The 24,970-nt window shown below is 63.7% G+C and carries 27 protein-coding genes; 11 read left to right on the top strand and 16 right to left on the bottom strand.

Features of this window, described 5'->3' with window-relative positions; translation table 11 throughout:
• Positions 1-38: 38 nt before the first annotated feature.
• The 3 genes from C2H86_RS01665 to C2H86_RS01655 all read left to right on the top strand — a co-directional run bounded on the left by C2H86_RS01665 (position 39) and on the right by C2H86_RS01655 (position 1,253).
• Positions 39-353 carry a DUF2834 domain-containing protein gene (locus C2H86_RS01665; protein WP_159411177.1) on the top strand — a complete coding sequence of 105 codons (315 nt, stop codon included), beginning with the start codon at positions 39-41 and terminating at the stop codon, positions 351-353.
• Positions 350-778 carry an MAPEG family protein gene (locus C2H86_RS01660; protein ID WP_159411176.1) on the top strand — a complete coding sequence of 143 codons (429 nt, stop codon included), beginning with the start codon at positions 350-352 and terminating at the stop codon, positions 776-778. The genes C2H86_RS01665 and C2H86_RS01660 overlap by 4 nt, the downstream gene beginning before the upstream one ends.
• Before the next feature lie 97 nt (positions 779-875).
• Entirely contained in the window at positions 876-1,253 is a 378-nt protein-coding gene (locus C2H86_RS01655; RefSeq protein ID WP_159411175.1) for a hypothetical protein, read from the top strand.
• Between the two features lie 15 nt (positions 1,254-1,268).
• On the opposite strand, the gene C2H86_RS01650 is transcribed toward C2H86_RS01655, so the two are convergent.
• Positions 1,269-2,018, bottom strand: coding sequence for a class I SAM-dependent methyltransferase (locus tag C2H86_RS01650; protein WP_159411174.1), 750 nt, complete (start codon positions 2,016-2,018; stop codon positions 1,269-1,271).
• A 39-nt stretch (positions 2,019-2,057) separates the two neighbouring features.
• The gene (locus C2H86_RS01645) at positions 2,058-2,828 is read right to left on the bottom strand and encodes an SDR family NAD(P)-dependent oxidoreductase (protein WP_159411173.1); all 771 of its coding nucleotides are present in this window, start codon (positions 2,826-2,828) and stop codon (positions 2,058-2,060) included.
• Here C2H86_RS01645 and trbK point away from each other — a divergent pair.
• Positions 2,741-3,133 carry an entry exclusion lipoprotein TrbK gene (gene trbK / locus C2H86_RS28580; RefSeq protein WP_346266754.1) on the top strand — a complete coding sequence of 131 codons (393 nt, stop codon included), beginning with the start codon at positions 2,741-2,743 and terminating at the stop codon, positions 3,131-3,133. The two genes, C2H86_RS01645 and trbK, sit on opposite strands and share 88 nt — an antisense overlap.
• Positions 3,134-3,157: 24 nt before the next feature.
• Here trbK and C2H86_RS01635 read toward each other — a convergent pair whose 3' ends face one another.
• The 3 genes from C2H86_RS01635 to C2H86_RS01625 form a co-directional block, all read right to left on the bottom strand.
• Positions 3,158-3,700: an AAA family ATPase gene (locus tag C2H86_RS01635; RefSeq protein WP_159411171.1), complete on the bottom strand. Its 543-nt coding sequence runs from the start codon at positions 3,698-3,700 to the stop codon at positions 3,158-3,160.
• 62 nt (positions 3,701-3,762) lie between these two features.
• Positions 3,763-4,764: a 5'-nucleotidase gene (locus tag C2H86_RS01630; RefSeq protein ID WP_159411170.1), complete on the bottom strand. Its 1,002-nt coding sequence runs from the start codon at positions 4,762-4,764 to the stop codon at positions 3,763-3,765.
• Positions 4,765-4,890: 126 nt separating this feature from the next.
• Entirely contained in the window at positions 4,891-5,319 is a 429-nt protein-coding gene (locus C2H86_RS01625; RefSeq protein ID WP_159411169.1) for an Rrf2 family transcriptional regulator, read from the bottom strand.
• Between the two features lie 141 nt (positions 5,320-5,460).
• Here C2H86_RS01625 and C2H86_RS01620 point away from each other — a divergent pair, with 141 nt between their 5' ends.
• The 3 genes from C2H86_RS01620 to C2H86_RS01610 all read left to right on the top strand — a co-directional run bounded on the left by C2H86_RS01620 (position 5,461) and on the right by C2H86_RS01610 (position 8,079).
• A complete protein-coding gene (locus C2H86_RS01620) occupies positions 5,461-6,345 on the top strand; it encodes an NAD(P)/FAD-dependent oxidoreductase (RefSeq protein ID WP_159411168.1) in 885 nt (294 codons plus the stop codon).
• Positions 6,346-6,666: 321 nt separating this feature from the next.
• Entirely contained in the window at positions 6,667-7,455 is a 789-nt protein-coding gene (locus C2H86_RS01615) for a formate/nitrite transporter family protein (protein WP_159411167.1), read from the top strand.
• Positions 7,456-7,635: 180 nt separating this feature from the next.
• Positions 7,636-8,079, top strand: a complete 444-nt coding sequence (locus C2H86_RS01610; protein ID WP_159411166.1) for an acetyltransferase — start codon at positions 7,636-7,638, stop codon at positions 8,077-8,079.
• Between the two features lie 23 nt (positions 8,080-8,102).
• Here the strand turns inward: C2H86_RS01610 and C2H86_RS01605 are convergent, their stop codons facing one another.
• Genes C2H86_RS01605 through C2H86_RS01595 form a run of 3 tightly spaced genes read right to left on the bottom strand, consistent with a single transcriptional unit; the run spans position 8,103 to position 11,963 of the window.
• Positions 8,103-9,080, bottom strand: a complete 978-nt coding sequence (locus C2H86_RS01605; RefSeq protein ID WP_159411165.1) for a D-2-hydroxyacid dehydrogenase family protein — start codon at positions 9,078-9,080, stop codon at positions 8,103-8,105.
• A gap of 18 nt (positions 9,081-9,098) precedes the next feature.
• Complete coding sequence (locus C2H86_RS01600; RefSeq protein ID WP_159411164.1) at positions 9,099-10,256, bottom strand: MFS transporter; 1,158 nt, start codon at positions 10,254-10,256, stop codon at positions 9,099-9,101.
• 27 nt (positions 10,257-10,283) lie between these two features.
• Positions 10,284-11,963 carry an amidohydrolase gene (locus C2H86_RS01595; RefSeq protein ID WP_159411163.1) on the bottom strand — a complete coding sequence of 560 codons (1,680 nt, stop codon included), beginning with the start codon at positions 11,961-11,963 and terminating at the stop codon, positions 10,284-10,286.
• Positions 11,964-12,086: 123 nt separating this feature from the next.
• Between C2H86_RS01595 and C2H86_RS01590 the strand changes: the two genes are divergently transcribed.
• A complete protein-coding gene (locus C2H86_RS01590; protein ID WP_159411162.1) occupies positions 12,087-12,707 on the top strand; it encodes a TetR/AcrR family transcriptional regulator in 621 nt (206 codons plus the stop codon).
• A gap of 23 nt (positions 12,708-12,730) precedes the next feature.
• On the opposite strand, the gene C2H86_RS01585 is transcribed toward C2H86_RS01590, so the two are convergent.
• The gene (locus tag C2H86_RS01585; protein WP_159411161.1) at positions 12,731-13,642 is read right to left on the bottom strand and encodes a LysR family transcriptional regulator; all 912 of its coding nucleotides are present in this window, start codon (positions 13,640-13,642) and stop codon (positions 12,731-12,733) included.
• Between the two features lie 95 nt (positions 13,643-13,737).
• On the opposite strand from C2H86_RS01585, the gene C2H86_RS01580 reads away from it, so the two are divergent.
• Positions 13,738-14,907 carry an MFS transporter gene (locus C2H86_RS01580; RefSeq protein ID WP_159411160.1) on the top strand — a complete coding sequence of 390 codons (1,170 nt, stop codon included), beginning with the start codon at positions 13,738-13,740 and terminating at the stop codon, positions 14,905-14,907.
• Positions 14,908-15,068: 161 nt separating this feature from the next.
• On the opposite strand, the gene C2H86_RS01575 is transcribed toward C2H86_RS01580, so the two are convergent.
• The 6 genes from C2H86_RS01575 to C2H86_RS01550 form a co-directional block, all read right to left on the bottom strand.
• Positions 15,069-17,804 (bottom strand): RHS repeat-associated core domain-containing protein, encoded by a 2,736-nt coding sequence (locus C2H86_RS01575; protein ID WP_159411159.1) that lies wholly within the window; start codon positions 17,802-17,804, stop codon positions 15,069-15,071.
• Between the two features lie 107 nt (positions 17,805-17,911).
• On the bottom strand, positions 17,912-18,535 hold the full coding sequence (locus tag C2H86_RS01570; RefSeq protein ID WP_159411158.1) for a glutathione S-transferase family protein: 624 nt from the start codon (positions 18,533-18,535) through the stop codon (positions 17,912-17,914).
• Between the two features lie 65 nt (positions 18,536-18,600).
• Positions 18,601-19,848: an aspartate aminotransferase family protein gene (locus C2H86_RS01565; RefSeq protein ID WP_159411157.1), complete on the bottom strand. Its 1,248-nt coding sequence runs from the start codon at positions 19,846-19,848 to the stop codon at positions 18,601-18,603.
• 35 nt (positions 19,849-19,883) lie between these two features.
• Positions 19,884-20,789 carry a LysR family transcriptional regulator gene (locus tag C2H86_RS01560; RefSeq protein WP_159411156.1) on the bottom strand — a complete coding sequence of 302 codons (906 nt, stop codon included), beginning with the start codon at positions 20,787-20,789 and terminating at the stop codon, positions 19,884-19,886.
• Positions 20,790-20,850: 61 nt separating this feature from the next.
• On the bottom strand, positions 20,851-21,387 hold the full coding sequence (locus tag C2H86_RS01555) for a 2,4'-dihydroxyacetophenone dioxygenase family protein (protein ID WP_159411155.1): 537 nt from the start codon (positions 21,385-21,387) through the stop codon (positions 20,851-20,853).
• A gap of 127 nt (positions 21,388-21,514) precedes the next feature.
• On the bottom strand, positions 21,515-22,927 hold the full coding sequence (locus C2H86_RS01550) for an amino acid permease (RefSeq protein ID WP_159411154.1): 1,413 nt from the start codon (positions 22,925-22,927) through the stop codon (positions 21,515-21,517).
• A 206-nt stretch (positions 22,928-23,133) separates the two neighbouring features.
• Between C2H86_RS01550 and C2H86_RS01545 the strand changes: the two genes are divergently transcribed.
• Both C2H86_RS01545 and C2H86_RS01540 read left to right on the top strand, forming a co-directional pair.
• Complete coding sequence (locus C2H86_RS01545) at positions 23,134-23,646, top strand: sulfite exporter TauE/SafE family protein (protein ID WP_240349674.1); 513 nt, start codon at positions 23,134-23,136, stop codon at positions 23,644-23,646.
• A gap of 79 nt (positions 23,647-23,725) precedes the next feature.
• A complete protein-coding gene (locus tag C2H86_RS01540) occupies positions 23,726-24,451 on the top strand; it encodes a hypothetical protein (protein WP_159411153.1) in 726 nt (241 codons plus the stop codon).
• A 37-nt stretch (positions 24,452-24,488) separates the two neighbouring features.
• Here C2H86_RS01540 and C2H86_RS01535 read toward each other — a convergent pair whose 3' ends face one another.
• Positions 24,489-24,926 (bottom strand): carboxymuconolactone decarboxylase family protein, encoded by a 438-nt coding sequence (locus C2H86_RS01535; RefSeq protein WP_159411152.1) that lies wholly within the window; start codon positions 24,924-24,926, stop codon positions 24,489-24,491.
• Between the last annotated feature and the right edge of the window lie 44 nt (positions 24,927-24,970).

Genomic DNA, 24,970 nt, shown 5'->3' with positions numbered 1-24,970 from the left:
CCCCTACTGTGCCAGGAAAACCTACCAAGGACAGGACCATGGCACTTCGCTTTTTTGCGCTGGCATCGCTGGTGCTCTTTTCGATCTACACCGGCTGGACAATGTCGATTGCCGAACAATCGCTGGTGGCCTTCGGTCGCGAGCTGATTTCGCGACCGAACACGGCCCAGGTGGTCATCGACTTGTACTTGATGGCTTTGCTGGCCTGCCTCTGGATGGTGAAGGACAACCGCTCACGGGGCAGGTCGCTCATCGCCATGCTTCCCTACCTGCTGCTGACGGCGGTATTCGTGTCCGCCGGGCCGCTGCTTTATCTGGCGGTGAATGGCCTTGATCGGGAGAGCCAGGTATGAACGGTGCCTTGAACGTCTACGCGCTGTGCGTGGTTGTGCTGTTCCTCAAGATGTTTGCGGTCTCCTGTTACCAAGGTTGGTTCCGACTGCGACACAGAGCATTCACTAACGCAGAGGACGCTGCTGTTTTCAATCGGGTTGCCCGCGAGTCTGAGCTTGCACAAGTGATTCGGGCGAGCAGGGCCTGGGCAAACGACCTGGAAAACATCCCGGCCTTTTTCGCGCTTGGTGGGTTGGCCATTGCCATGAATGCACCTGCAGCCGCCACGGTAGGGCTGAGCATTCTATTCACCGTCGCCAGGGTCCTGCATACCTTGGCTTACTTGAGTGGTGTTCAGCCATGGCGCACGGTTTTCTATGGGGTTGGGGTACTTTGCCTCTTGGGGTTCTGCGGGTCGCTCACGGTAACAATGTTGCTGCGCTAGGAGGCCGAGGCAGGCCCCTGGCGCCGGGCGCCTGAAGGCGTATTCGTTGATCCAGGCAATCAGTCATAATCGGCTGCCGAACCAGGACTGAAACGCCATGAATCCTTACCTACAAGAAGTCATCGACCTGCACGTACTGATCGAGGCGCTCTTCGCCAGAGGGGAGGGCCAGGTAGAGGCCATGATCGAGCGCTTCACGCCGGACTTCTCCATGATCACGCCGACTGGCCAGCAGGTATGCCTGCAGGATGTAGCCACCCTGTTCGCCAAGCGTGCCGGTAGCCAGCCAGGGTTGACCATCGAGCTCACCGGGTTGGAAAGCTTGGCGCAAGGGCCGGACGGCGCAGTGGTCCGCTATCAGGAGACACATCGGCTGCCCGGCCAGGACACTAAGACACGGCTCTCGACGGCACTGTTCAGCCTTCAGGGAGATCGCGTTCTGTGGCGCCATCTCCATGAAACCTGGGCGGCGTGATTTCCCGCTTGGGCCTCAGCCAAGTCGTTGGCAGAGGTACGCCTGGGTCTGATAGGGAAACGCGATGGTTTCCTGGCCCCGCAACGCCGGATGCGTCTGGATCAGCTCGCGCAGTTGCCGGGTAACCTCGGCCTTGTCCGCAGGCGCCAGGCTGGCGATGAAACTGACCGACAGAATACGGTCCATGATCACCGTTTCGGCGCTGCCGAGGTGACTGTGCGCGAAGCAGGTCAGCTCAGGCGCCGAGAAACCTGAGCCGTCGAACGCGGTGCGCCATTGGCCGGTATGAAAACGCGGTGTGTCACCCTCGTAAGGGGAGATGATCCGGGTAATCGCCGCCACCCAATCGACCGATTCGTCCCGTACGTTCCACACCAGCCCCAGGCGCCCGCCAGGCGTCAGCACCCGATGGATTTCTGCCAGTGCCTGGGCGTTCGCGAACCAGTGGAAGGCCTGGGCGCACAGCACCACGTCGGCGCTGGCAGCGGGCAAGGGTATGGCCTGGGCTGTTCCGGCAAGCACCTCGATGCCGGGCACACATTTAGCGAACTCCTGGCGCATCGCATCGACGGGCTCGACGGCCGTCAGGCGATCCGTCAGCGGCAGCAGCAAGCGCGTGAACTTGCCGGTGCCGGCACCAAGATCGACCACACGCGTCTGCCCGTTGATCATCAGCCTCTGCTGCAGCCAGTCCGGCAACAACAACTGCAATGCGCTGCTGAGCGCCGCCGGGCAGTGCCGCTGAATTGAGCCGGTCGCCAGCATCCAGCGTGGTGCTGGCGGGTAGTGGGTTGGGTGATGCGTTCACCATTCGATCGTTCGCCCATCCCACGCCCAGAACCCTCCGCTGTCCGTGGGCCCCCACCGCCCGACCTGCTCGATGACGCACTGCGCTGCGAAAGCAGGGTCAAACAGCTTCCCCGCCGGCACATTCCCCTGAAACGGCCGCGACAGCTGCGTGTCAGTGGTCCCGGGATGCAGCGCCAGCACGGTGGCCGCCGGGTTCAGGCGCCTCAGCTCGATGCTGGCGGTGTGCAGCAACTGATTGAGCGCCGCCTTGCTGGCCCGATAGCTGTACCAACCCCCCAGGCGGTTGTCGCCGATCGATCCCACTCTGGCTGACAGCGCCGCAAAGGTGGCGCGCTCCTTGCGCATCAAGGGCAACAGATGCTTGAGCAGCAGTATGGGCGCGAAGGCATTGGTCGCGAAGCTTGCCTGCAGGCCGGCCAGGTCCAGCTGTGCCAGTGATTTCTCTGCCTTGGCGCCGTCCTGGTGGAGGATGCCCAAGGTGCTGATGACCAGGTGAAGGTGAGCGCAGGTCTGTGCAAGCTCTGCCGCCAATGCTGCGAGCGCTTGCTCATCACGCGCGTCGCAATCCATCAGTACCAGGCGCTCACCGTGATGCCTGGCGAGTAGCGCGAGGTCGTCATTGCCTGTGGCGTTGCGTGAAACGCCCCAAACCTTGGCCACATCATCGCGGGCCAGCAATGCCGAACACAGTGCCAGGCCGATGCCCCGGCTTGCGCCGCCTATCAGGACTTCGGCCTTGCCATTCAGGCCGGGTATCAGGCTCATGCAGTGCCTCCTGGGGCTGTAGGGGGCTCAGTGACAGTCTGGCATTGAACTCGTCCTGTGGCGCGCTACGCTTTTTGCAGGAATCTTTCTTTTGCCAGACCTCCGCCCGTCAATGGAGTGAGCAGATGATTCGCAAAGCCCTACTTGTGATTGTCAGCGTTGTCCTTCTGGCGGCCTGTGGCGACGACTCCTCCCACTACGCGGTGTCCGATGAACACTGCCAACCCGATCGTCTGAAGACACTCCCCAACAATCCCAACCGGGATACGTTGGTCGAGAAGTGCATGCCTCGACAATCCCCTTGATACCGCGCAGGGGCCGCAAGATGTTCAAACGCCTTTCAGCATCGATACCGGGCTGCCATCGGCTGCGGGTAACCCTTCGAGAAATGCCCTGACTTCCCGCTTGCCGCGCAAATGCAACACCGGCACCTGCGGCCCGACCTTCTGGCGAACGGCTTCGATGCCTTGCCGATAGCCACGGTCGAACGTCCACACGAACTTGAGAAACTCAATGTCGAGCTTTTCTTCACAGCCATCGGCACGATCAGGCCGAGGCTGGTTGCGAAGCAGGCGCAGCAGCACCCGCCTGAAGCAGGTCAGCCGAGGGGTATCGAGCCAGATGATCAAGTCAGCACGTGGCAGGCGCAGGTCGAAGGTGCGGCGGGCATAGTTGCCCTCGCAAACCCAGGCATCGCCAGCGACGGCTTCGCGGACACGTTGGCGGAACTGCTCAGCGTCAGGCTCGGCCCAGCCGGGCTCCCAGAACAGCTTGTCCAGGTGGACCACGGGGAAGTTGAGGCGCTCTCCGAGCAGGCGGGCGAGGGTGGACTTGCCGCTGCCACCGTTACCGAGGATGACGATTCGTTGCATGGGGACTCCCTGTCGCAAGCAAACCGGCGATTCTATCGATGTGCGCTCAGGCCTACAAATGCTCATGCCTCTCCAGATAATCGGTCTTCAGGTTTTACCTGCGTGATCGTTGCCGGCTTTGCCGGTTGCGGCGTGCGCACTTTGTTCGCGATTCCAAACGGCACATGGACCATCGGCAGGTCCCCCGCCGCCGAGAACAAGTGACTGCGCTGGTCATCGAAGAACATGTGCGGCTTGAGAATCTGCAATACCCGGTCCTTCTCCATCCCGCCAAGGAAGAACGACTCATCCGGCGAAACCCCCCAGTTCTTCAGCGTCGTCACCACCCGCTCATGGGCAGGCGCATTGCGCGCCGTGACGATCGCGATGCGCAGGATCCGTTTGTACGCCGGATCTTGCGCCAACTTGCGGTCTTCCAGTTTGCGAATCAGCGACAACTTGCGGTACAGGTCCGCCAGCGGCCCCGGCTGGTGCGGGATAGCCTTGCGGTCCCGTTCATGGGCCTGGAAGTCGTCAAGATTCAGGCTCTGCTTGTACACGCTCTCCGCCTCGTCATCGGCAATCACGCCATCGAAGTCGAAGGCCACCCGCAGCTCGGTGTCGATCTCGTCATCGTAGATCTTCGTCGGCAGCACCAGGCCCGCCGGATAGTCGGCGTCGATCGCACGCTGCACATCGCCCTCATGGGCGCTGAGGAACAGCGAGGCGTTGAACGCGGGGATGTACTCGTATGGCGAACGGCCGGACATGAATGCGGCGCGGGTGATGTCCAGGTCGTAATGGTTTATCGAGCGGAACACCCGCAAACCGGTTTCCGGCGAGTTGCGCGAGAGCAGCACCACTTCCACCGGCAGTTGCTCGGGGAAGGCCTTGTTGATGCTCAGGAAGCGGCGGATGAACGGGAAGGCCACGCCCTTGGGGAAGGGCACATCGAGGTTTTCTTCCTGGTGCAGGCGATAGGCTTCGACCCCGTCGCTCTGGTAGATGTTGTCGGAGACGGTCAGGTCGAACAGGGCGCTGGAGGCGACGCCGACGACGAGTTTCTGCTCGATGGGGTAGGGCATGGCTGGATTCCTGAACCTGTGTCGGCCAATGTACGGTAGCGCTGTCACACGACCCTTGTCGATTATTGCCGCGGCCCTTCAACCAGCCGCAGTTCGCCATGCCGAGGCAGCGGCGCGACCGCCAGGCTACAACGCCTGGTAGCGCCCCTCGAAGTCACTCGCCAGCTGCTCCAGCGTCACGCTCCCCAGGCGCTCCAGCAGCAACGCCTGCGCCGCCTCGAAGGCATCGGTCAGTGCCGCATTCACCGCCTGTTCCACCAGGCACTGCGGATGGTCGGTGGACAGCCCGATGGCGAAGATCGACGCGCCGCCCAAGGCCTGATGGATATCCAGCAAGGTGATGTCGGCCAGCGGCTTGGCCAGCGTCCAACCGCCGCGGTGCCCCTTGACCGAGCTTACGTAGCCTTGCTCCTTGAGCAGGGCCATGGTCCTGCGCACCACCACTGGGTTGGTCCCGAGCATTTGCGCGATGGTTTCCGAGGTGGCGGGTTTGTCGAGCCGGGCCATGTGGATCAGCACGTGCAGCATGCGGGACAGGCGGGTGTCATTTCTCATGGGTAATCGGCGTTCGGGATATTCCGCGCAGCCTCACACGAAACAACAAAGGTTACAAGACCATTGACGCATTGCCTTCATGTAACTTACGTTGTGTCGTGAGTGCCATGAACGGGTCTTCGGCCCTGGGAGTTTGAGCAAATGTTCGACGTGATCATTGTGGGTGGTAGCTATGCCGGTGTTTCTGCGGGTTTGCAGCTGGCGCGGGCGCGGCGCAAGGTGCTGGTGATCGATGCGGGCGTGCGGCGCAACCGTTTCGCCCAAAGCTCCCATGGCTTCCTCGGCCAGGATGGGCGCAACCCGGGTGCGATTGCCGAAGAGGCGCGTAGCCAGCTGCTGGCTTACCCGACGGTGCAGTGGTTGACGCAGTCTGCCGTTTCGGCAGTCAAGGAGGGCGATGGATTCGTGGTGGGCACTGCGAACGGCGAGCAGTTCAGCGGGCGCCGCTTGATTCTGGCCTCCGGTGTAGTGGATGAGTTGCCCGCGATCCCTGGCTTGGCAGATCGTTGGGGCCAGAGCGTGTTTCACTGCCCGTACTGCCATGGCTACGAGCTCGATGGCGGGCCGATTGGTGTGCTGGCGGCGTCACCGGTGGCGATCCATCACGCCATGATGTTGCCCGACTGGGGGCCGACCACGTTCTTCCTCAACGGCGTGTTCGAACCCGATGCCGAGCAGCTGGCACAACTGCAGCGGCGCGGTGTACAGCTGGAGCGGGAAGGCGTTGTGGCTGTGGAAGGGGACTGCGCCAATGTGACCCTCGCCAGCGGCCGCGTGGTCGAATTGGCGGGGCTGTTCACTCAACCCCGTACGCGCATGGCCAGTCCGCTGCCAGCGATGCTCGGCTGCGCGTTCGAAGACGGGCCGATGGGGGCGTTCATCAAGGTCGATGCGATGCGTGAAACCAGTGTGCCGGGGGTTTTTGCCTGTGGCGATGCGGCGGTGGCGGCTGGCAATGTGGCGATCGCGGTGGGCGAGGGTGCCAGAACAGGTGGCGCGGCACATCACTCGCTGATCTTTCGGTAGTGTCAGGGCTGACAGTTGCATGCCAGCATGACTTCGGCGGGTTTGAGATCGAGCGCCGCCCGCGCGGCGCTGGATCGCGAAGGCGCTGAAGATGCGCGTCGCTACACGCCCCTCATCGACCCTATCTATCAACCCATCCACCCTATCAATTTGACTGCGACATTCTGCCTCAGTAACGTGCGCGGCTCTTCGTTGTAGCCCCAGAGACCACCCGTTTTGCCTTCCCCCTGAACCACCCCCGCATTACCCCGCAACCCGTAAATTTCTGACTTCCGGCATGCCCCTGGGCATGGCTGTCGTCCCTGCGTTCGAGTTTCTGAAATGTCTGTCAATGCCCCCTCCCGGATCACCGAGCTCGTCATCGAGGCCGGTGCCAAGAAAGCCCAATTGCCTACCCGCGCGTTGCTCATCCTCGGCTTCCTCGCCGGCGGCTTCATTTCGATGGGCTTCATCCTGGCCATCCATGTCAGCGCGATGATTCCCGGGCAATGGGCCTCGCTGGGCAACCTGCTGGGCGCCGCAGTGTTTCCGATTGGCCTGATCCTGGTAATTCTGGCCGGTGGCGAGTTGCTTACCGGCAACATGATGAGCCTGCCGCTGGCCATGTTCGCCGGGCGCATTCGCCTGGCCGCGGTGGCGCGCAATTGGCTGCTGGTGACATTGGCCAACTTGCTGGGCGCGTTGTTCGTGGCGTACTTCTTCGGCCACCTGCTCGGCCTGACCGAGGGCGCCTACCTGGACAAGACCGTGGCTGCCGCTACCAGCAAGGCCAGCGCCGACTTCGTCCATGCCTTCGTCTCCGGCATCGGCTGCAACTGGCTGGTGTGCCTGGCGGTGTGGCTGGCTTTTGCCAGCCGAGAGATGAGCGGCAAGATCCTCGGCATCTGGTTCCCGATCATGGCCTTCGTCGCCATCGGCTTCCAGCACGTGGTGGCCAACATGTTCCTGATCCCGGCTGCGATCTTTGCCGGGTACCTGAGCTGGGGTGCGCTGGTCCACAACCTGGTGGCGGTGTTCCTCGGCAATGCGGTGGGCGGGGCGATCTTCGTCGGCCTGGCGTACTACGTGTCGTTCGGCGCTGCGGCCCAGGAGCAGGTGGCGGCGCCGTAAGCGCCTTTACCTCGTCGGCAAGAGGGGGGTAGCATTGGCGCCTCCTTCCTTTCCGGCTGTTCTGCCGTGCACCGCCCAGGCGTTGATTCGCGAAGCGGGCATACATGATGCCGACATGAGTACGGTCGCCTTGCCAAGGCGCACCGATAATCCGTCATCAAAAATTATCAGGATGATTCCATGATCATTCGCCAAGCGCTCGCTGCCGATCACCCTCGGCTGCTCGACATCTGGCTGCGCGCCGTGCGCGCAACGCATCAGTTCCTGCAGGCGTCCGACATCGAGGCACTGCTGCCACAACTGCGCGATGTCTACCTGCATGCCGTCGAGCTATGGGTGGCTGTTGACCCTGAAGACACGCCGCTGGGCTTTATCGGGCTCAACGAGAACCACGTGGAAATGCTGTTCATCGACCCTGACCTGCGTGGTCAGGGTATCGGCCGCGAACTGTTGGATTTCTGCCGCCGCTCACGCGATACCCTCAGTGTCGATGTGAACGAGCAGAATCCGCAGGCAGTGGGTTTTTACCTGCACTACGGCTTCGTGCAGACCGGGCGTTCGCCGCTGGACGGCGAAGGCCGGCCGTTCCCTTTGTTGCATATGGCTTTGCCTGACAAGGCGTAAGCAACAACGCTCGATCCTCGAGATCAGCGCCGTACTGCAAGCGCCTTAGGGTTGGCAACGTTCTTCGCGATGCCTTGGGCAAACGCCACCACGTTGTCGAAGGCATCGCCGAAGTACAGCTCGTAGCCGTTCTTTTCCACATAGCCCAGGTGCGGCGTGCTCAGCACCCTTGGGTGCGTGAGCAGGGGGTGGTTCGGCTCGAGTATCGGCTCCTGTTCGAAAACATCCACTGCGGCGAAGCCCGGCCTGCCGGCGCCGAGCGCCTGCAGCAGGGCCCCGGGTGCAATCAGCTCGGCTCGGCTGACATTTACCAGCAGGGCATCAGGTTTCATCCGCGACAGGTCGTTGAAGGTCACCCCGTGGCGCGTTGTCTCTGACAGCCGCAGGTTCAGGCTGACGATATCCGCCTCGGCAAAGAATGCCTCGCGTGATGTCGCCGCCTGGTGCCCATCCGCTTCGGCCGCCGCCCGGCTGCCTTCGCTGCCCCACACTAGCACTGGCATGTCGAACGCCTGGGCATAGCGCGCCAGGCGCTGGCCGATCTTGCCGTAGCCCCAGATCCCTAGTACCTGGCCGGCCAATGCCTGGCCCAGGTTGACCTGCCACTGGCCCAGCTTGAACGCTTCGATCGCCGGTACCAGCTGGCGCCGGGCATTGAGAATCAGCGTCCAGGCAAGCTCCGCCGGTGCCACTGGCGAACCGCGGCCTTCGGTCACGACGATGCCGCGAGCCGTGCAGGCTTCCAGATCGAGATGGCCAGCGACCTTGCCGGTCTGGCTGATCAGCTTGAGGTTCGGCAGCCGGTCGAGCAGGGCAGCATCGATGCGCGTGCGTTCGCGGGTGAGGACCAGGGCGTCGGCGTCGGCGAAACGGGCGGCCAGTTCCTCCAGCGAGGCGGGCTGCTTGTCGTGGAACACGCTCACTTCATGCCCGGCCAGGCGTTTGAAGCAGTCGAGTGAGCGGATTACGTCCTGGTAGTCATCGGGAATGGCAATGCGCATGGTGGTCGGCCCACTCGGTCATTGTAGAAAGGGGTTGGCACGGCGTGGCACTACTCCGGCAATACACTTGAGCACAAACCCCAGCACCACCGCCACCCCGGCGCTGACAAAGATCGTTTCGTGCCCGGCGCTCTGCTGCTGCAAGGCCACGAACGCCGGTGCCAGCGCCGCCGCCGCGACCTGCAGGATGCTCACCCAGGGCGTCAAGGTGCCGCGCGGGTCGTTGGTAGCGATTGCGCCCATGTAGTAGGTCAGCGCCAGTACCCAGCCAAAGTTCATCAGGAACAGCGCCACGCATAGCTGCTCGGCATCCTGTGCGTGATGAGCCAGCAACACGATCGACAGCAGCACCAACAGCGAGCCGACGGCGATCATCGGCCCACGTCTCACACGTGCGCCCAATACGCTGGGCAAGGCCCCGCCGGGCAGGCCGCCTAGAATGCCCAAGCCGAACGCCCAGCCCACGTCCACCGGGCTGACCCCGCGCTCGCGAGCCAGTTGGTCGACAAAGCCCCAGATGCAGTAGATCGCCAGTTGCAGGCACAGCATCCCCAGCAGGGCATAACGCCCCAGGGTGGCACAACCGACGCCGCTCTGGGTCACGGGTACCGGCGCCTCGCGGTGCAGGCGCCGGGGAATGGCCAGCGCGACCAGGGCGATGAGCACGAACCAGAAGCCGATGCTTGCCACGGCGCCACGGTTGCCCAATACCTCGGCCAACTGCGGCATGCAGGTGGCGTACAGCGCGAACACGGCGGTCTGGATCAGCAGCGACAAACCGTACGAGCGATCCTGCCCCGGCAAGCGCCCCAGCCCGCTGATCGCGCCGGCATACAGCAAACCGGTGGCGACGCCGCAGGCGAGGCGGCACAGCACCAGCGCTGCCAGTGAGTCCAGCGTGGCACTGAGCACATTGAGCGCCAGCGCGGCGAACGCGCCCGCCAGGTACAGGCCGCGCCCACCAAAGCGCCGGCCCAGCAGTGGCAGCAGCAGGCTGCCGAGCAAGGTGCCAGTCATTTCGCTGGACAGGACCCAGCCTTGCTGGCTCAGGTCCAGGTTCAGCCGTTCGGCCACAAGGCCGATGAAGATCGGTTGCACGCCAATGATGATCAGCGCCGTGGCGGCGATGTAGATCAGGGCGGCACGCAATAGCAGGTCGTTCTTATTGTTGTGCATTGGAGTTTCCTGGGTGGCGCTTCAGGTTCAGCCGTGGGGGAGGGTGCCGGCGTCGTGGGTGATGCGCCCGTTCATCACGGTCAGCGCCACATCGGTCTTGCCGATCTCATAGCGATCAAGCTCGAACAGGTCCTGTTCAAGGATGATGATGTCGGCGCGCTTGCCGGCAGTGATCGAGCCAATTTCCTTTTCCAGCCCCAGCTGGTAGGCACCGTTGAGGGTGTAGGCGGCAATCAGTTGCGGGATGCTCAGGCGTTCGTCGGCATCGGGCATGACCGGCGCATTGGGCTCGCCGCTGAGCTGGCGGGTGTGGCCCGACTCGATGTGTTCCACCGGTTTGTGCTGGCAGCGGCACTGGCAGACCAGGCCGTCCATGCCGATCGACACGGTCACGCCCTGGTCGATGAAGGTGCGGAACTTGTACATCGAAGCCCAGCGCTTGAAGCCATACGACTGCTGGATCGCCTCGGCGTAGGCATCGACCACCCCCCATTGCAGCTGGGTGTTGGCCATGACGCCGATGCGTCGGAAGCGCGGGATGTCGTCGGGGTGGGTAAGGAAGGCATGGGTGATCACATGGCGGCGGTCGCGTGGCGGGTTGCTGGCGAAGGTCCGCTCGAACACGTCCAGCGCCATGCGCACGGCGGCATCGCCCACGGCATGCACCATCACATCGATACCGGCGGCATCGGCCTGGCGTACGTGGTTTTCGAACACCGCTTCCGGCATGGTCGTCGAGCCACAATGCGGCTTGTCGCAGTAGGGTTCGAGCAGGAACGCGGTATGGTTGAGCTCGGTGCCGTCGAGCATCAGCTTGAGGGTCTGCGCCTTCACCAGCGGCGAATCATAGCGGCTGCGCATGCCTTGCAGGATGCTCACCGGGTCATCCTCGGTACCCATGTTGATGTAGCTGCCGACCACGCGCAGTTTCAGGCGCTCTTCGCGCTCCAGCTGCTGCAGGGTTTCGTACAGCAAGGTCTGGTCGCCGGCCGGGTCGAGGAAACCGGCGTCGAACACCGTGGTGATGCCGGCAGCGACCAGCTTCTCTTGCCAGAACGGGATCGAGCGCAGGTACAGGTCGATGCCAGTCGGCAGGTAGCCCGCTTCGCTCAGGCGCTGCATCAGCAGCGAGTAGGCCGCGCAGTCGATGATCACGCCGGTGGGCTCGCCGGTGACCGGGTCCTTTTCGAACCAGCTGGCGCCTTCTTCCACGGCCGGGGTGTCGCGGTCGATGCCGGCAGCCTTGAGCGCGTAGGTGTTGACCCACATGGTGTGGTAGTCAGTGGACAGCAGGCACACCGGCTTGTCCGGGCAGATGTCATCGAGCACTTCGCGGCGCAGCATGTCGGCCGGCATCAGTGGCTGGATCCAGCCCATGCCGGTGATGGCTTTTTCGCCTGGGTTGGCTGCCACGTAGCGCTTGAGCAGCGCCAGCACCTCGTGCGGGTCTTCATGGTTGACCAGTGCCTGGAAGGCGAAGGCGGTGCTGGAGAAATGCCAGTGCGATTCGACGAAACCCGGCAGCACCAGCTTGCCGGCAGCGTCCAGCAGGCGCGTGGCGGGGCCGGCATGGGCCATGACGCTGGCGTGGTCGCCAACGCAGAGGATGCGCTCGCCCTGCACGGCAACGGCGCTGGCCCATGGCTGGTGCGGGTCGACGGTGTAGAGGCGGGCGTTGTGGATGATGAGATCGGCGGCGGTGGTCATGGCGGCTCCCTGGGGCAAAATGCCGCGCTAGTTTTGTGTCGGTTAAAAGTTTTAGTCAATAAAATATTTTTACGGCTTGGCTTTGCTGTATGCTGGCCACCCGTTTTGACAAAGGGTTGCGAAGTGAGCGGATTGCGCGAGCAGCAGAAGGCGCTGCGCCGGGAGACGATCAGCCGTACGGCACTGGGCCTGTTCGAGCGCCAGGGCTTCCAGACCACCACCATGGAGCAGATCGCCCGCCTGGCAGCGGTGTCGGTGCCCACGGTGTTCGCCTATTTCGGCAGCAAGCAGGAGATTCTGCTGGAGAAACTGCGCGAGGCCGACCACCGCGCGGTGGCGGAGGCGCGCAGGCGCCTCGCGGAGTTCGACCAGGCGCTGGATGCGTTGTGCTTTTACGAATCGCACCTGACCGATTACGCTTTCGAGGTGCTGCCGGCGCCGCTGTGGCGCGAGATCCTGCCGCCGTTGCTGCCGCTGCTGGGTAGCAAGCAGTGTGATGTGCCCCATGCCTACAAGCGAGTCAACGACGCGCTGGTCGAGGAACTCAAGCACCTGCTTCAGGACTTGTGCGACAGCGGCAAGCTGCGCGCCGACCTCGACGTGGGCTACGCGGCGTTTCTGATCAACGACTACGGGCACTTGCAGTTGCTGCGTTTATGCAGTTGCGAGCCGCTGGACCTGATGGCGCACCGCGAGGATGTACGCCGCTTCATGGGCTTCCTGCTGGCCGGTATGCAAGGTTAAGCAACCAGTGGGGCGGTCTTGTGTCAGGGCGGGTTAAGCGGCCAGTCCTGGTGATGCTCCACCAGAAAATCCACAAACACCCGCACCCGCGCCGGCATCGCCGGCCCGCCCACGAACACCGCATGCAGTGGCTCGCGGTCGCCCGGGTTGTACTCCTCCAGCAGCGCCAGCAATTGACCGTTTTTCAGTTCATCGACTACGGTGAAGGTCCCGATCCGTGCAATGCCCGCTCCCAGCCTGGCCAGTTGCGCCAGCGCCTCGCCACTGCTGCACTCGATGTTCCCCGCCACCTTCAGTGAAAACGCTTCCCCCGCCCGGCGAAACGGCCAATCCGGCGCTGCCCGCCGGAAGTTGAAGCGCAGGCAGTTGTGCTGCGCCAGGTCCTCCGGCACCTGTGGCGTACCGCAGCGCGCCAGGTATTCAGGCGAAGCTACCACCACCTGGCCGGTATGGCCGATGCAGCGCGCGCTCAGCGAGCTGTCCGGCAGTGGCCCAAAGCGCAGCGCCACATCGGCCTGGCCGCCATGGATATCGGCGATTTCGTCACTCAGCGTCAGGTCGACCACAATCTGCGGGTAACGGGCGCTGAACGCGGTCAGCAACGGCACCACCGTCAGTCGCCCATGCCCCAGCGCCGCGCTGACCCGCAACCGCCCGCGCGGCACGCCCTGATCAGTGATCGCCTCTTCGACTTCGAGCAGGTCCGCCAGGATGCGCCGCGCTCCGCGCAGGTACGCCTCGCCCTCGGTGGTGAGGGTGATCGCCCGGGTGGTGCGCAGCAGCAGGCGCGTGCCCAGGCGTTGCTCGGCGCGGGCGATGATGCGGCTCACCGCTGACGGCGTCAGGCCCAGCACCCGCGCTGCAGCGGACAAGCTGCCTTCATCCACCACCCTGGCAAACACCTCCATCTCCCCGGATCGCCCGTGGTAGTCCATCTGTGCCTCCAGCGCAAAGGTGATTGCCGAAAACTCGGTCTAGTGCATTCAACAGCTGGATCGTAGCATTCCCGTCATAGATAAGGAGCCCTTGTATGCGTATCAATCCCCCTCTCGTGGCACTCGCCATCGGTGCCTTCGGCATCGGTGTCACCGAGTTCGCCCCCATGGGCATGCTGCCCAGCATCGCCGCCGACCTCGGCGTGTCGATTCCTGCCGCCGGGCTGCTGGTCAGCGCCTACGCGGTCGGCGTGCTGCTCGGCGCACCACTGATGACCCTGGCCACCGGCAAGATCCCACGGCGCTATCTGCTCATCGGGCTGATGGCGATCTTCACCCTGGGCAACCTGATGTCGGCGATGGCCACCGATTATCAAAGCCTGATGGTCGCGCGCATCGTCACTTCGCTTAACCATGGTGCGTTCTTTGGTGTCGGCTCGGTGGTCGCGGCCAGCGTGGTTCCACCCGAGAAGCGGGCAGGCGCGGTGGCTGCCATGTTCATGGGCCTGACCCTGGCGACCATCGGCGGTGTGCCGCTGGCTACCTGGTTCGGTGAGCTGCTGGGCTGGCGCACGGCATTCTGGGGTATTGCCGGCCTGGGCCTGGTGGCGATGGTCTCGCTATGGTTCGCACTGCCCAACCTGCCGCTGCCGAAAAGTGGCGGTGCGATGGCCGAAATCCGCGTCCTCGGCCGGGGGCCGGTATTGTCGGCTCTGGCGCTGACCGTGGTCGGCTCCAGTGCGATGTTCACTGTCTTCACCTACATCGCGCCGATCCTGCACGCCGAGGCACAGGCTTCGACGACCTTCATCACCGCCATGCTGGTGCTGTTCGGCATCGGTTTGACCTTGGGCAACATGTGGGGTGGCAAGGCGGCGGACCGCTCGATCGAGCGGACCTTGATGGTGTCGCTTGCAGTGCTGATCGCCGTGCTGCTGGTGTTCCCGGCCACCTTGGGCTGGTCGCTGCCGACTGCGGTGGCGATCCTGGTGTGGGGGATAGCCAGCTTCGCCCTGGTACCGCCGTTGCAGATGCGCGTGATGGAAGCCGCCAAGGACGCGCCGAACCTGGCGTCGGCGGTGAACATCGGCGCGTTCAACCTGGGCAACGCGATTGGCGCGGCGCTGGGTGGCGCGGTGATCAATGCGGGGCTGGGGTATCCGGCGGTGTCGTATGCCGGGGCAGGAATGGCGGTGCTGGGGCTGGTGCTGACCCTTGCCTGGCGGGCTCGCCCGGTGGTGCCGGTGCAGCAGGCGACGGTATAACTGACAGTGGGCTGCAAGGCAGCCCCATTTCTGTAGACTTGCCCAGCCCCGATAAGGTAATCACCATGCATCCCGCCCAGGCCGATATCGAAGCCCTGCTGACCTTCTATACCCCGCGTACATCTTTGTTGTGGGGAACGCTGAGTTTCCAAGGTTTCCTGCTACAGAGAGAGATATCGCTTTTGACGGTGGCCACTTCGTCGATAAGGGCTCCTTGAACGATCCTGACCTACACAATGCCTTCTAATGGCAGTCCCGCTTAATGAAGAATGAGCGGAGTCAAGGTGCGGGTCGGGCAGGGAAACACCGAACGATCCGGGTAAAGGTGACGTAGAGCCTGAAAACTGCTGAAGTTCGAAGCCTCCAGATGCTGAGCCAACACTGGCAGGCCGCATTTCGGTAATCTCGGGATCCTCGGGATCTGGAACATTCAGGTCAGGCGTATCTTCGCTCGGTCGGCGGGTTCGGCGGGATTCAACGTGAATGTAAAATCCATAGCTTTCACTGAACGCGGGGAGGTAGGTCGTACCGATCTGCATGAGTGAGGCAGCCGTTACAAGCCGCAGCCCCGCGACCGGGTCTTCTGAGTGGTACCTGCGGACCGCACTGATGGTTGTCAGGGTCAAGGCAGCGATCCTGGCCGCGATGGACATCATACCTACTGCACCCAGACGTGTTCTGGCCTGGCGCCTTAAGTCGGCAACGACGCGCCTGGGTACATCGTGCCAACGGTCAGCTGCCCGGCCCGCGTGTATGAGCGAGTCGAGGATAGGGATGGCAGTGTTGATCAAAGCATGTGAACCATAGATCAGATTTATGGCCAATACGTACCGCATCCAATGCTCGTTTGGATCAAGAAAGGCCCAGAAGTCGGGTTCAGTGGATGCGTCCTCACCCACCAGCCCCCTATCGTCGCGATTGCGGACAGGATTGTTTCTCACCATCCGATACAGGTTGAGTCCGTCAACGGTCCCGCCTGGATCTGCACTCAGCCATCGGGCCAGCCCAGGTTGATAGTAACGCCAGCCGTAGTAGTAGAGCCCGGTCGCATCACGCTCCTTGCCTGAATAGCGCCATGTTCTATGAATCAGGGCATCTGCCTCCGAAGCGGTCTCATCCAGCCCCGTGGTCTCCCCGAACGGCGCATATTCTTCACGCGTGACCAATTTCCCGGAACGATCGGTTTCCCCACCAACGCTGCCAAGGTGGTCGCTGAACGAATAACGCAAATGGATTTCATCGCCCAGCCGATCATGTACCCAACGCAGGCCAGCGGTTTCACTGATCACAACGTCCTTGTGCGGCAGCGGCTGGTTGGCGAGTAGCCGTTGGCGAAGTTCCAAGCCTTGCAGATAGGTCGTGATGATCTTCTGCCAGGCTCCTGCTGTGCTTAGCGTGGTGATCTTGCGCGTACGCGTGCTGCCGTCGGCGTAGTGGTAATGCTCCCTGTCGTCAGCCTCGCCATCTGAGCGGTCAACCAGGCATACCTCACGCAGTTGATTGTCTGCCTGCCACGCCAATGGCCTGCCAGCAGCCAGCAGTTTCTGCAGGCCACCGGCGAGGAAGCCGGTTTCCGGAAGTAAACCAAGGCCGTCCGGCAAGGCCCGGTTGCTCTGGCTGGTAACGACAAGCTTGCGGCTTCGCGCACCGGCGCCACCGTTGTGGCTAAGGGTGGTCAGGTTGTCGCCGTCGTCGTAGCTGTACTGCTCGCGGTATCGGCTCCAGAGCCTGCCACCCCGGCGGTCCCCAGCACTGAAGGCCGCCGTCCGGAAAGCGCCAACCACAGCGTACTCGCGGCCAGTGGCATGCACCAGACGGTACAGGGTGTCATAGGCATATTCCCGCACGCCGCTGACCTGCTGGTTGTGGTGCCATTGCGGGTCGACGCTTCGATCATCGAGGGCCTGCAGGTTGCCGACCGGGTCGTAGTGGTAATGCAGGTCGCAGATCACCAGTGCGCCCAGTGGGTGCCCGGCTGGGCGTGAAGTCTTGTGACGGGCAAGGCGCTGCGTGGTGGGTGAGTAGGTAAAGGTGTCGATTACGCCGTTGCCAGCGGCCTGCGACAGTGGCGCACCGTCGGCCCGGCGCTGCACGGCGTTGAATGCCACGGCTTGAGCATTGCCTTGCTGCAGCCGGGTTTCGCTTATCGCACCGCTGATGTCATAGGCAGTCAGCAGGGTGACGTGCGCGGGATTGGTGCTAGCCAGCACTGCGCCGGTGGCATCGTGGCAAGCGGTCATGCGCAGGGATGAAGGTTCCAGTTCGCTTTCGCTGCCGCCCGCCCAATCCGGCAGTTGTGCCTCTACCTGTAACAAGCGCCGCTGGGTTTCCATTACCTGATCGGTCAACGATCGCGAGCGGGTGTGAAGGTACCCGGCATTGTCGAACTGTTTGATGATGCTACCCACCAGGTTGCGGTCGCGTTCGGCCGAAGTCGTTTGTGCATGCAGCATGCGTTCGCGCTGACGTGGCATGCCACCCGCCGGTTGTTCGAACGTTGCGAGCGGGCGACCACCTTCAGCGGCGGCTTCATACAGGGACCAGTTGCGTGTGCCTTGGGCATTCTGTGCCCACAGCAAGCGCCCGGCGCTGTCGTTGAGTGCCAGGGCGGTATCGCCGTCAGCCGTGTGTCGTTCGAGCGCCTGTCCGTCGAGGCCGCTGACCGTGGTGGCGTCGGGCAGCAGCGGCGCTGTCGGGGTCGCTCTGAGTGGGCGGGCCCCGAAGACCCTGGTTTTACGTGTGAGCAGGTCTGCCTCGGTACGTGTGCGCAACAACCGAGCCTGCGGGACATCGGGGTGGCGCAACAGGCGCAGGGCCAGCAGCGGGCTGTCGGCGCTCGACCGGACAGCCACACTGGGCGTGTTCGCATGAAGGACGGCGGTTGCAGCCTTGTGCATCGGCAGTCTCCGCTTGGGGGCTGTGCCCGCTACCAGGTCATGAGTCTATTGCCGTGACCTGGCTCCCGCACCTGGCAAAAATACCAGTTCTCGCAGCGCAGGCATGTTCAGGGCAGGCCGTTGCGCCCGTGGGCAAGATACCCCGGGCGCAGGCTCAGGCGTTCGTAATAGGCACTCACGGCCGGCAGTTGGGGATGGTCTATCGGTGTGGCGAACCAGCGCTGCACCGACAGGCCGATGGGAATGTCGGCCAGCGTGAAGTGCTCCCCGGCGACGAACGCGCCGGTCGCAACCAGTTGCCGATCGAGGATGCCCATGTAGCGCGCCCACTCTGCGCAACCGGCGGCCAACGCCTCAGCATCCTGATGTGCGGACGAGAGGCGCACCAGTGACATGAACGGGTAACTCCACGCCCGGTTGAGATCCGAGGCCTGCCAGTCGATCCACTGGTCGATGCGCGCCCGCGCCTGCGCTTCACTCGGGTAGCAGGCCGCATCGCCATAGCGGTTCGCCAGGTAGCGAATGATGCTGTTGGATTCCCACAGGGTGAAGTCGCCGTCCTGGATCACCGGGACCATGGCGTTGGGATTGAGCGTGAGGAACTCGGGCGCGTCGGTGGGCTGAAAACCGTTGCCCCAGTCCTCGCGCGTGAAAGGGATGTTGAATTCGGCGCAGGCCCACAGCACCTTGCGTACGTTGATCGAAGAGGCCCTGCCCAGTATCCGTAACATGCTGTCATCCTTGATGGAGGGAGCGCTGATCGTCGATCAGCCGGCTCCCTTCGGTCAAGCGGGTTCTAGCGGCTGGCGAACTGCGGTGCGAGCTTGACCGCGGCGCGTTCGAAGGCCGCTTTCATCGCTTCCACCACGGCGTCGTCGTGCTCGAACGACAGGTACAGGCGCCCATACGGTGAAGGCATCACCAGCACCCCGGCCTCGCGCAGCGCCAGGTGCAGCGCCTGGCTGAACGCCGCGCTGCCCACCGCCAAGGCCTGCTCGTAGGTGGTCGGTGCCTGGCGTGACGGCCACAGGCTGAAGACATTGCCATAGCCACTGGTGCTCACCACGATGCCCTGGGCTTCGAAGATCGCCTCTACCGCCTGGCGCAACTGCTGGCCACGGGCAATCAGGCCGGGGTAATCGCGCTGGTCGAGTTGTGCCAGGGTGCTCATCACCGCCGCGCAGGCCAACGGGTTGCCACTGAAAGTGCCGCCGCGCAACACCTTGCCTTGTTCGAAAGCGTCCAGGACCTGCGGTTTGCCGACGATGGCCGACACCGGCACGCCATTGCCGATGGCCTTGCCGACGCTGGCGATATCTGGATCGAGCCCGGCCAGCTGGCTGGCCAGCCCGGCGTGCAGGCGAAAGCCCATCAGCACCTCGTCGGCAATCACCAGTGCGCCGTGGCGGCGCGCGACCTGCTGCACGTGCTGCAGGTAGCCGGGGGTCGGCATCAGGCAACCGGCGTTGGCCAGCATCGGTTCGAGGATGACGGCGGCAATGTCCTGGTCCTCGGCGAACAGCCGCTCGACGTCGTCGAAGTCGTTGAAGCGCAGCAGTGTCGTGCGGGCCGTGGCGGGGCGCTGGCCATCGGCGAACGCGGCCTCGGTGGAGCCAACATTGCCGAAGCTGACATCGTCGAACCAGCCATCGAAGCCGGCCGCCATCTTGGCGATGCGCGCCCGCCCGGTGTGGGCCCGGGCGGCGCGGCAGGCCAAGTGCACCGCTTCGCTGCCAGAGTTGGTGAAGATCACCTTGCTCAGCGCGCCGGTGTGCGCGGCCAGTGCCGTGGCGGCGACGTGTTCGCGCACATGGGCCCACGACGGCGAGGCGGAGTCGGCGAGGGCCGCAGCCACCTGGCCATTGACCGTGTCGTTGGCGTGGCCGAGCAGCACGGCGCCGAAGCCGAGCGCGGTGTCGATGTAGCGGCGGCCCTGGTCGTCGTGCAGGTACGGGCCCTTGCCGTTGCGGATGAACAAGGCCTGGCCGTCGAGGTCAGGCAGGATACGGGCGGCGCTGGAAACATCGCCTACGAGATTGCGCATGGGTACCTCTGTGTTCTGGTCGGGTGCTAGGGGGCTCAGCGGGTATTCCACGGGCTCTGCGCGAGCTTGTGTTCGAGGAAGTCACGGAACACGCGGATACGCGGGCTGAGGTGCTTGCGATTGGTGTAGATCAGGTAGATCGGCTCGACGCTGTCGGCGCTATAAGCCTCCAGCAACGGCACCAGGCGGCCTTCCTGGATGTCCTGGCCAATGTGGAACTCCGCCAGGCGCACGATGCCGGCACCGCCGAGGGCCAGGTCGCGCAGCAGGTCGCCCTGGGCGAAGGTGGCCTTGGGCACCACCGGCACGGTCATGGCCTGGCCATCGACGATGAAGCTCCAGGTGTTCCACACGCTGTTGAAACCGAAGGAAAAGCACGTGTGCGCGAGCAGCTCACCGGGGTGCGCCGGGGTGCCGTGGCGCGCCAGGTATTCGGGAGCCGCGGCGAGAATCCAGCGGCTTTGGCCAATCTTGCGAGCGATGCGCGTCGAGTCGGGCAGCACGCCACTGTGGATGGCCACGTCCAGGCCCTGGTCGAACTGGTCGGTGAATTGCGCGCCCACCTGGATATCCACGGTCAGCCCTGGGTAGGCGGCCAGGAACTCCGGCAGCCAGGGGATGATCTGGTGCTTGGCGAAGGTGGTCATGGTATGCACGCGCAAGGTCCCGCTGACCCGGGTCGGGAAGGCCTCGGCCAGCGAATCGGCCTCGGCCATGGCATTGACCACCGCTCGTGCGCTGACCAGGTAGGCGCTGCCTTCCTCGGTCAATGTCAGGCTGCGTGTGCCGCGCTGGAACAGGCGCACCTGCAGGCGATCCTCAAGCCGTGAAATCAGCTTGCTGATGGCCGAGGGCGTCATCCCGCAGGCGCGTGCAGCGGCAGAAAAATTGCCGTGCTCGGTGGCCCAGAGAAACGCCAGCAGTTGCGTGTAGTTGTCCATGTTCCGCCTCCGGTGATTGAGCAGAAGACTGGCAGCGCAGCCGGGTGCTGGCAACCTGTGGTCAGCGAATGAACTGCTCGATGTAGTCGTCCGGCAGGCCCAGCGCCTTGTAATGGGCGCGGGCGCTTTCCAGCTTGGTGAAAACATCCTCATAACCCACCGCCACGCCCTGCGGATCGACGTAGGTGTAGCCGCCCTGCACATGGAACCAGGTGATCATCTCTTCGACATCTTCCGGCACGAACAGGGTGTGCGTCTCGCCCGGTGGCTCGTAGGCGAACGAACCTTCCTCGGCGACCCAGTCGTGCTCCAGGTAGTACCAGCGGCCCTTGAGCACCAGGGCATGTACGCCGCCGGTATGGCGGTGGCGCGACAGCACGCCGCTCTGGCGCACCCGCAACAGATTGATGTAGTAGCCGCCGGAGACGTTCAGCAGCAGGGGCTTGAACGACACCGAGGCGGTCACCGGGACCCACAGTTGGTCATCTTCGAGCCATTTGCCCAGCACACCGGGGTGGACCATGTCGGGTGACATGAAGGGGACTTGCGGCAATTGATAGGGGATCGCCAGTTCATCAGGTTTGCGTGCTACGGTCATGAGAGGTTCCACACAGTTTTCTTGGAGTGTCCGGGGCGTTCTGCCCCGGGGTGTCATCAGGTTAGGGGTGTGCTGCTGGCTGAAAAAGGCGCTGGCCGGCACACCCGCTGTGAAGCGGTGTCACAGTTCAGGCGTTGGCAGGTTCGTCCAGGCGCAGCCCGGCGCGTTGGGCCGACAGCGCTGGCTGGCGCTTCTGCAGATAGGCACCGATGGCTACCAGCACGCCGGTCAGGCCGAGGGTGGAGAGCAGCTCTGCGCGCTGCCCCGGGAAGGCCGCCATGACCGCGAATACGCCGACGATGAAGGCAATGGTCAGCAGGGTCAGCCAGGGGAACAGCCACATGCGCACCTCCAGGCGTTTGCCCAGCGCCACCAGCTTGCGGCGCATGCACAACTGGGTGACGGCGATCACCAGGTACATCAGCAGGGCCAGCGCGCCGCTGGTGGCCAGCAGGAACTGGAACACCTCGGCGGGCAGCAGGTAGTTGGCCGCCAGAGCCGCCAGCGCGGCGCCTGCGGTCAGGGCGACGGCCAGCAGCGGCACGCCTTGCGCAGTCGTGTGCGAAACCGCCTTCGGGGCGTCGCCGCGCCGGGCCAGCGAGTAGGCCATGCGCGAGGCGGTGTAGATCGCCGAGTTCAGGCAGCTGGTCACTGCCACCAGCACCACGATGCTCATGATGCCCGGCGCCCAGGGGATGTTCATGGCGTTCAGCACCGCTTGGTAGGAGCCTTGCGCCAGGCCGGGTGCATTCCACGGGATCAGGCACACCACCACGAACATCGAACCGAGGTAGAACAGGCCCAGGCGCCACACCACCGCGCGGATGGCCTTCTTGATGTTGGCTTTCGGATCACGCGATTCGGCCGCGGCAATGGTCACCACTTCGCTGCCCTGGAAGCTGAACATGGCGGTCAGCAGGGCCGCGACGATGGCCACGTTTCCTTTGGGGGCGAAGCCGCCGTTGGCCCACAGGTTGCTGATACCGCTGGTGGACGAGCCTGGCATCAGGCCGAAGATCGCCAGCACGCCAAGCACGATGAAGGTGACGATCGACACCACCTTGAACAGCGACAGCCAGTATTCCAGGGTGCCGAACGAGCCGACGCTGAGGCTGTTGCTGCCGATCAGCACCAGGCTGATGGCAAAGGCGGTGAAGGCGTGGGGTAACCCCAGCCAGTCGCCGAGGATGTTGCCAGCGACGATGGCCTCGATGGCAATCACCAGCACATAGAACCACCAGTACAGCCAGCCGATCGAGAACCCGGCCCAGCGGCCGATGGCCTGGTCGGCGTAGGAGGAAAACGAGCCGGTGTCCGGCCGGGCCGTGGCCATCTCGCCGAGCATCTGCATCACCAGCACCACGATCGCTGCCGCAATCACATAGGCCACCAGCACCGCGGGCCCGGCCGCGGCGATGGCATTGCTCGACCCCACGAACAGCCCGGCACCGATGACCCCACCGATCGAGATCATCGTCACCTGCCTGCCTTTCAGGCCATTCCCCAGCTTGTCGTTTTGCATCTGTCGTTCGCCACGCATCGGCTCGCACCTCGGTTGCACGCTTGTTGTTGTCATAGGCCATCGGCGAGACGGCCTTGATCGCTACCTTATGCGGCAAACCGGCGGAGGATTAGGTGCTGTGGCGGCACAGCGGGTGTGACGAACGTTCACAGGAAGGGACGTGATGGCAGACATTCGCCCCAGGCTCTGGCAAGGTAGAGCGCCGATCACACCAAGCTCGAATCGTGGCCGGCATCCCGCTGGGGGTGTGGGTGCTGCCGTACCTGGACATGCTCTGGTTCAAGGCCGTGTTCGGTACGCTGCTGGTGCTGTGGTGCCCGTTGATGCTGCTGGCGCCACGCTTGCCACGGTTGCCGGGCAACCGCATGGCCGATGGTGCGGTGGGCCTGGTGGGCGGGGCGTTGGGCGGAATCGGTGGCTTTACCGGCACAGTGCCTACACTGTGGTGTACCTTGCGCGGCTTCGAGCGTGATACTCAGCGTGCGGTGATCCAGAACTTCAACCTGTCGATGCTGCTGGTGACCCTGCTCACTTACCTTGGCACCGGGGTGGTGACCCGCGACATGCTGCCCGCGTTCGGCGTGGTACTGCTGGCCATGGCGCTGCCGGCGCTGCTGGGTACGCGGCTGTACCTGGGGATCAGCGAGCTGGCGTTTCGCCGGGTGGTGCTGGGGCTGCTGACCGCCTCCGGGGTGGCCATGCTGATGGCATCGCTACCGGAATTGTTGAGCCGTTGAGCGCTTGCCTGGCGACGCTTAACTTGGCACCCTTTGCGCCGCATCTATCCTCCGTGCCGTAACAGAAGGAAACGCACCGTTGAGTTGGGACAAAGTCGGCAAACGCCTGGTCGCCATGCTGTTTGGCCTGATGGTCTTGTTGGTGGTCTATGGGCTGCTCAAGGACCACCCACGGCTCGACGCGACCCTGACTTACGCCTACCTCACCTATCCCAGCCAGTTCAGCGAGCGCATCAGCAAGGCCAACGAGCAGCTCAAGTACGAGCAGTTGCAGCCGCGCATCAACCGTATTGGCGACGGTGCATTGAAACCGTATCAAGTCGACAAGCTGATCGAACTGGTCCAGGCACCTTATGTGCAACTCTTCGCCAAGCCCTTCGAAGCCGGGTTGGTCGATCATCGTACCGGCTTGCTCATCGACCTGCGCAACCTTGGCGACAGTGACGTGCGCGCGGTGAAGATCCGCCTGCCAGCCAAGGGCCTGGTGCAGGTGCGCGATGCGGCAGGCAACGACACGCTTTACGAAGCGGCGACGGCGCAAGTGGAGATCCCGGCCATCGAGCAGGGCAAGGCATGCAAGGTCTGGGTGTATTTCGATGCCGACTATTCGCAGATTCGCCAGGGCGGCATCAGTGTCAGTTTTGCCGGTGGCGAGGCGGATGTGCGGGTCTATCGTGAGTTCACCGGGTTCCCGGCGCTGGTGGCGCGCTACAGCCGCGAACTGGTGGGGCTGTTGGGGGTGTTGCTGCTCGGCGTGCTGGGCATGGGGTACGCCTGCCTGACCCGGCGGCGCACCCTCGCCTGAGTTCATCCTGTACCGGCCTCTTCGCGGGCAGGATGACTCACACCGGGACCATGGCAAACCCTACGCCAAAGCGGTTCCAGGCGTTGATGGTGGCAATGGCCAAAGTCAGGTTGGCCACCTCGGCCGGTTCGAAGTGCTGCTGCAGCGCTTCGTATTCCGGTTGCGGGGCGCCTCGCTCGGGCAGCCGGGTCAGGCATTCCACCCAGGCCAGTGCGGCACGTTCGCGAGGCGTGAAGTAAGTGGTCTCCTGCCAGACGCACAGGGTCTGCAAGCGCGCCTCGGTATCGCCGGCCTTGCGCGCATCATTGGCGTGCATGTTCACGCAGTAGGCGCAGCCGTTGATTTGCGAAGCCCGCAGGCGCACCAGCTCCAGCAGTGAGTTTTCCAGGCCACTCTTGGCCAGGGCCTGCTCCAGGCCGACCATGGCCTTGTAGGCTTCCGGCGAGTGTTTGGCCCATTCGATACGATTGTGCATGGTGTGCTCCAGGGAATACGTGGTGGACATGACGCTACCTTAGC

This window comes from Pseudomonas putida, from assembly GCF_009883635.2.
Lineage (GTDB): Bacteria > Pseudomonadota > Gammaproteobacteria > Pseudomonadales > Pseudomonadaceae > Aquipseudomonas > Aquipseudomonas putida_W.
The sequence above is the reverse complement of the archived record's forward strand: the minus strand, read 5'-3'. Positions and strand labels throughout refer to the sequence as shown.

Excerpts from the sequence above, each read along its gene's own strand:
- C2H86_RS01665 (WP_159411177.1), top strand. The coding sequence starts at position 39 with ATGGCACTTCGCTTTTTTGCGCTGGCATCGCTGGTGCTCTTTTCGATC.
- C2H86_RS01660 (WP_159411176.1), top strand. The coding sequence starts at position 350 with ATGAACGGTGCCTTGAACGTCTACGCGCTGTGCGTGGTTGTGCTGTTC.
- C2H86_RS01655 (WP_159411175.1), top strand. The coding sequence starts at position 876 with ATGAATCCTTACCTACAAGAAGTCATCGACCTGCACGTACTGATCGAG.
- C2H86_RS01650 (WP_159411174.1), bottom strand. The coding sequence starts at position 2,018 with ATGCTGGCGACCGGCTCAATTCAGCGGCACTGCCCGGCGGCGCTCAGC.
- trbK (WP_346266754.1), top strand. The coding sequence starts at position 2,741 with ATGCCGAACACAGTGCCAGGCCGATGCCCCGGCTTGCGCCGCCTATCA.
- C2H86_RS01645 (WP_159411173.1), bottom strand. The coding sequence starts at position 2,828 with ATGAGCCTGATACCCGGCCTGAATGGCAAGGCCGAAGTCCTGATAGGC.
- C2H86_RS01635 (WP_159411171.1), bottom strand. The coding sequence starts at position 3,700 with ATGCAACGAATCGTCATCCTCGGTAACGGTGGCAGCGGCAAGTCCACC.
- C2H86_RS01630 (WP_159411170.1), bottom strand. The coding sequence starts at position 4,764 with ATGCCCTACCCCATCGAGCAGAAACTCGTCGTCGGCGTCGCCTCCAGC.
- C2H86_RS01625 (WP_159411169.1), bottom strand. The coding sequence starts at position 5,319 with ATGAGAAATGACACCCGCCTGTCCCGCATGCTGCACGTGCTGATCCAC.
- C2H86_RS01620 (WP_159411168.1), top strand. The coding sequence starts at position 5,461 with ATGTTCGACGTGATCATTGTGGGTGGTAGCTATGCCGGTGTTTCTGCG.
- C2H86_RS01615 (WP_159411167.1), top strand. The coding sequence starts at position 6,667 with ATGTCTGTCAATGCCCCCTCCCGGATCACCGAGCTCGTCATCGAGGCC.
- C2H86_RS01610 (WP_159411166.1), top strand. The coding sequence starts at position 7,636 with ATGATCATTCGCCAAGCGCTCGCTGCCGATCACCCTCGGCTGCTCGAC.
- C2H86_RS01605 (WP_159411165.1), bottom strand. The coding sequence starts at position 9,080 with ATGCGCATTGCCATTCCCGATGACTACCAGGACGTAATCCGCTCACTC.
- C2H86_RS01600 (WP_159411164.1), bottom strand. The coding sequence starts at position 10,256 with ATGCACAACAATAAGAACGACCTGCTATTGCGTGCCGCCCTGATCTAC.
- C2H86_RS01595 (WP_159411163.1), bottom strand. The coding sequence starts at position 11,963 with ATGACCACCGCCGCCGATCTCATCATCCACAACGCCCGCCTCTACACC.
- C2H86_RS01585 (WP_159411161.1), bottom strand. The coding sequence starts at position 13,642 with ATGGACTACCACGGGCGATCCGGGGAGATGGAGGTGTTTGCCAGGGTG.
- C2H86_RS01580 (WP_159411160.1), top strand. The coding sequence starts at position 13,738 with ATGCGTATCAATCCCCCTCTCGTGGCACTCGCCATCGGTGCCTTCGGC.
- C2H86_RS01575 (WP_159411159.1), bottom strand. The coding sequence starts at position 17,804 with ATGCACAAGGCTGCAACCGCCGTCCTTCATGCGAACACGCCCAGTGTG.
- C2H86_RS01570 (WP_159411158.1), bottom strand. The coding sequence starts at position 18,535 with ATGTTACGGATACTGGGCAGGGCCTCTTCGATCAACGTACGCAAGGTG.
- C2H86_RS01565 (WP_159411157.1), bottom strand. The coding sequence starts at position 19,848 with ATGCGCAATCTCGTAGGCGATGTTTCCAGCGCCGCCCGTATCCTGCCT.
- C2H86_RS01560 (WP_159411156.1), bottom strand. The coding sequence starts at position 20,789 with ATGGACAACTACACGCAACTGCTGGCGTTTCTCTGGGCCACCGAGCAC.
- C2H86_RS01555 (WP_159411155.1), bottom strand. The coding sequence starts at position 21,387 with ATGACCGTAGCACGCAAACCTGATGAACTGGCGATCCCCTATCAATTG.
- C2H86_RS01550 (WP_159411154.1), bottom strand. The coding sequence starts at position 22,927 with ATGCGTGGCGAACGACAGATGCAAAACGACAAGCTGGGGAATGGCCTG.
- C2H86_RS01535 (WP_159411152.1), bottom strand. The coding sequence starts at position 24,926 with ATGCACAATCGTATCGAATGGGCCAAACACTCGCCGGAAGCCTACAAG.